General features: G+C 75.3%; 5 protein-coding genes. 4 read left to right on the forward strand and 1 reads right to left on the reverse strand.

The window, feature by feature from the left end; genetic code table 11:
• Window positions 1–94 precede the first annotated feature (94 nt).
• From AC0CYZ_RS12410 to AC0CYZ_RS12420, 3 genes are all read left to right on the forward strand, one after another.
• Window positions 95–751, forward strand: a complete 657-nt coding sequence (locus AC0CYZ_RS12410) for a response regulator (protein ID WP_472215706.1) — start codon at window positions 95–97, stop codon at window positions 749–751.
• Window positions 752–828: 77 nt separating this feature from the next.
• Window positions 829–1,494: a VC0807 family protein gene (locus AC0CYZ_RS12415; protein WP_472215708.1), complete on the forward strand. Its 666-nt coding sequence runs from the start codon at window positions 829–831 to the stop codon at window positions 1,492–1,494.
• Complete coding sequence (locus AC0CYZ_RS12420) at window positions 1,491–2,093, forward strand: GNAT family N-acetyltransferase (protein WP_472215710.1); 603 nt, start codon at window positions 1,491–1,493, stop codon at window positions 2,091–2,093. Before AC0CYZ_RS12415 ends, AC0CYZ_RS12420 begins: the two co-directional genes overlap by 4 nt.
• A 19-nt stretch (window positions 2,094–2,112) precedes the next feature.
• On the opposite strand, the gene AC0CYZ_RS12425 is transcribed toward AC0CYZ_RS12420, so the two are convergent.
• Window positions 2,113–2,682 (reverse strand): PadR family transcriptional regulator, encoded by a 570-nt coding sequence (locus AC0CYZ_RS12425; RefSeq protein ID WP_472215712.1) that lies wholly within the window; start codon window positions 2,680–2,682, stop codon window positions 2,113–2,115.
• 97 nt (window positions 2,683–2,779) lie between these two features.
• Between AC0CYZ_RS12425 and AC0CYZ_RS12430 the strand changes: the two genes are divergently transcribed.
• Window positions 2,780–4,130, forward strand: a 1,351-nt coding sequence (locus AC0CYZ_RS12430; RefSeq protein WP_472215714.1) for a carotenoid oxygenase family protein, incomplete at its 3' end; no start/stop codon positions are given.

Genomic DNA, 4,130 nt, shown 5'->3' on the forward strand with positions numbered 1-4,130 from the left:
AGCTCGGGGGCACGGCGGAGCTGGTGACGGCGCCGGACGAGGGCGTCGAGTGGGAGCTGCGGGTGCCGCGGGGCGGCGACGGGCGGGAGGCGCGGTGAGCGTGCGGGTGATGGTGGTCGACGACCACCCGATGTGGCGCGAGGGCGTGGCGCGGGACCTCGCCGAGCGGGGCCTCGAGGTGGTGGCGACGGCGGGTGACGGCGCCGCCGCGGTGCGGATCGCGCCGGCGGTGCGCCCCGACGTCGTGCTCATGGACCTCCAGATGCCGCACCTCGACGGGGTGGGGGCGACGGCCGCGATCCTCGGGGCGCTGCCCGACACCCGGGTCCTCGTGCTCTCCGCGAGCGCCGAGCAGGGCGACGTGCTCGGGGCCGTGCGGGCCGGGGCGGCGGGCTACCTCGTGAAGTCCGCCCAGGTCGCGGAGCTGGTGGACGCGGTGGAGCGGACGGCGGCCGGCCAGGCCGTCTTCGGCCCGGAGCTCGCCGGGCTGGTGCTGGGCGAGTTCCGCCGCCGGGAGCGGGCGGCCCGTGACGCGCCGGGCACCGGCGGACCGGCGCTCACGCCGCGGGAGACGGAGGTGCTGCGGCTCGTCGCGAAGGGGCTGACGGCGCGACGGATCGCGGAGCGCCTCGGGCTCTCCCCCCGCACTGTCGAGAACCACGTCCAGAACGTCCTGCGCAAGCTCCAGCTGACCAACCGGGTGGAGCTGGCGCGCTACGCGATCGAGCAGGGCCTCGACGCAGATTCCTGATCCGACATGTCTGCGTTGACATGTCATGTCGGACAGGTACAGACTCCTGCTGTCAGCCCGAGACCCGAGGAGTCGCCATGACGATCACCGCACCCACGGAGCCCGCCCCCGTGAGCACCCGCGCGGGCACGGGTGGACGGTTCTCCCCGCTGTTCGGGCTGGCCTGGGACGTCGGCCTGCCCCTGGTCGGCTACTACGGGATGCACGCCCTCGGCGCCTCCGACTGGACCGCGCTCCTCACGGCGACCGGCCTCGCCGGGGCCCGCCTGCTCTGGGTCCTCGCCCGGACCCGCCGCGTGACCTGGTTCGGGGCGGTGATGCTGGCGGTGTTCGGCATCGGGCTGGTGCTCGCCGTCGTCGGGGGCGACCCGCGGTTCATCCTGCTCAAGGACTCCTTCACCACCGGCGGCGTCGGGATCGTCTTCCTGCTGTCCCTGCTCGCGGCCCGGCCGCTGACCTTCGCGGCCCTGCAGTCGTGGCAGCCCGCCAAGGCGGCCGAGCTCGACGCGATCTGGGACACCGCCCCCGGCGTCCGGCGCACCTTCCGCATCAGCGCGATCGTCTGGGGTGTGGGTCTGCTCCTCGAGGCCGCCCTGCGCGTCCCGCTGATCTACGTCCTGCCGATCGACGTCGCGGTCGGCGCCTCGACGGGGATGCAGATCGTGGCCTTCGCGGGCCTCGGGACCTGGAACGCGGTCTACGCGATCCGCGCCGAGCGGCGCCTGTCCGCGGGCGCCGCGTGAGCACGCACGTCCGTCCCGCGACCGCCGCCGACACCTCGGCGGCGGTCGCCGTGCTGGCCCGCGCCTTCCACGACCACCCGGTGTACCGCCACGCCCTGCCCGACGACGCCGCGCGCCGGAGGCGGCTCCCGGGGCTGATGCACACGATGGTCGTGACGATGTACGGCCACGCCGGCCCGCTGGACGTGGCCGACGACGAGCTCGGGTCCGTCGTCGGCGCGGCGGCGTGGCACCGGCCCGGCCACCCCGAGCCGGGCGGGCCGACGATGCTGCGCGGGTTCCTGGGCATGGCGCGCGCGACGCGGACGCGCCTGGGTGAGTGGTCGCGGCTCGGGAGCGCGATCGAGCGGATGCGCCCCGACGAGCCGCACTGGTACCTCTTCCACGTCGGCGCCGACCCCCGTCACCAGGCGCGCGGGGTGGGGTCGGCCCTCGTTCGGCGGGGCCTGGAGCGGGTGGACGCCGACGGCGTCGCCGCGCACCTGGAGTGCGCGCCCGACCTCGTCGGCTACTACGCGCGCTTCGGGTTCGCCGAGGTCGAGACGGTGCCGCTGGAGGCGGTGGAGCTCGTGACGATGACGCGGCCCGCGCGGCCCTGAGCCGCGCCGCCCGGACTCGTCAGCCGGTCTCGGCGACGGCCCGCGTCCCGACCCGGCCCGCCGCCTCGGCCGCGTCGAGCCGCTCGAGGGCCCAGTGGGCCCACGTCGCGACCGCGTCGTACTGCCGGACCCCGTACTCGCCGGCGATCCGGCCGAAGGGCAGTGCGTCGGTGCCCGCCGCGGCGTCGATGTCGGCCATCAGCGGGCGGAGCCGAGCGAGCTCGGTCTCGCAGTGCTCGGCGATCGAGCCGAGCAGGATCCGCGCGTCCGCGGGCTCGAGGGCCTGGACGAGGAACATCCGCAGCACCGTCTCGTTGCGCACCGTCGCGTTCTCCGGCGGGGCCATCAGCCACGACCGCAGCTCGGCGCGGCCCGCGTCGGTCACGGCGTAGGTCTTGCGCCCGCGCGCACCGGTGGTCTCGACGGCGACGAGGCCCTCCTCGGCCATCTTGACCAGCTCGGGGTAGATGCGCGTGTGCCCGGCCTGCCACGCGTAGCGGCCGAGGTCGCCCTCGAACTGCCGGGAGAGGTCGTACCCGCTCGCGGGCTCCTGAGCCAGGAGGCCGAGCAGGGCGTGGCGCAGGGACATGTGCAGACCATACCTCTCCATTCCGACATGTCAGCATTGACATGTCGGCGAGGGCAGGCGCACGCTCGTCGGGCCACCGTCGCCGCAGGAGGACCCGATGAGCACCACGTCGCCCGAGCGTCCGACCTACCTCGCCGGCCGGTTCGCCCCCGTGTCCGACGAGATCGACGCGGTCGACCTGCCCGTCGAGGGTGCGCTCCCGCCCGAGCTCGACGGCCGCTACCTGCGCAACGGCCCCAACCCGCTGCCGGGGACCGACCCGGGCCACTGGTTCCTCGGCCACGGCATGCTGCACGGTGTGCGGCTGCGCGCCGGCCGCGCGGAGTGGTACCGCAACCGGTGGGTGCGGACCGGGGCGCTGGCCGGGCGGCCGTTCCTGTCCGAGCACGGTGTCGACCGGACCGCCGTCGTCGCGAACACCCACGTCGTGGAGCACGCGGGGCGGCTGCTGGCGCTGGTCGAGAGCGGCTTCCCCTACGAGGTCGACGCCGAACTGGGCACCGTCGGCCCCTGCGACTTCGACGGCCGACTCACCACCGGGATGACAGCCCACCCCAAGACCGACCCGACGACCGGCGAGCTGCACTTCTTCGGCTACTCGCCGTTCCCGCCGTACCTGACCTACCACCGGCTCTCCGCGGCGGGCGAGCTCGTCGTCTCCCGGCCGGTGGGGGTCGCCGGGCCGACGATGATGCACGACTTCGCGATCACCGAGCACCACGTCGTGTGGCTCGACCTGCCGATGGTCTTCGCCGCGGAGCGGCTCGGGCAGGGGATGCCCTTCGCGTGGGACGAGTCGTACGGGGCGCGGCTCGGGGTCATGCGGTTCGACGACCCCACGGCCCACGTGCGGTGGTTCGACGTCGACCCCAGCTACGTCTTCCACGTCGGGACCGCGCACGAGACCGTGTCGCCGCACGACGACGGGCTGCGGATCGTCCTGGACGGGGCGCGCTACGGCGCGGCGGACGCGGCGGTGCTCTGGGGCGGGGCGCTCGCGGCGGGCGCCCGGCCCGCGACGACCGCGGCGTGCGCGGCCGCGCGGGGGGTCGCCCGGATGCACCGCTGGACGCTCGACCCGGCCTCCGGGGCGGTCACCGAGACCCCGCTCGCCGACCGGCCCGTGGAGTTCCCGACGCTGGACGACGCGCTGACCGGGCGCGAGGCGCGCTACCGCTACGCGGTCGCCTCGGCCTCACGGCAGAACGCGATCGTGAAGCTCGACGTCACCACCGGGGCGAGCACCGCGTACGAGCTCGGGCCCGACGTCGCCGCCGGTGAAGCGGTGTTCGTGCCGGCCGGTCCGGGGGCGCGCCGCGAGGACGACGGGTGGTTGCTGACGATCACGACGCGGACCGATCGCTCGGCCTCCCAGCTCCTGGTGCTCGACGCCGCCGACGTCACCCGACGGGTGGCCGCGGTGACCCTGCCGCGCGGGGTGCCGGCCG

It is taken from the genome of Actinomycetospora sp. (assembly GCF_055612215.1).

Excerpts from the sequence above, each read along its gene's own strand:
- AC0CYZ_RS12425 (WP_472215712.1), bottom strand. The coding sequence starts at position 2,682 with ATGTCCCTGCGCCACGCCCTGCTCGGCCTCCTGGCTCAGGAGCCCGCG.
- AC0CYZ_RS12415 (WP_472215708.1), top strand. The coding sequence starts at position 829 with ATGACGATCACCGCACCCACGGAGCCCGCCCCCGTGAGCACCCGCGCG.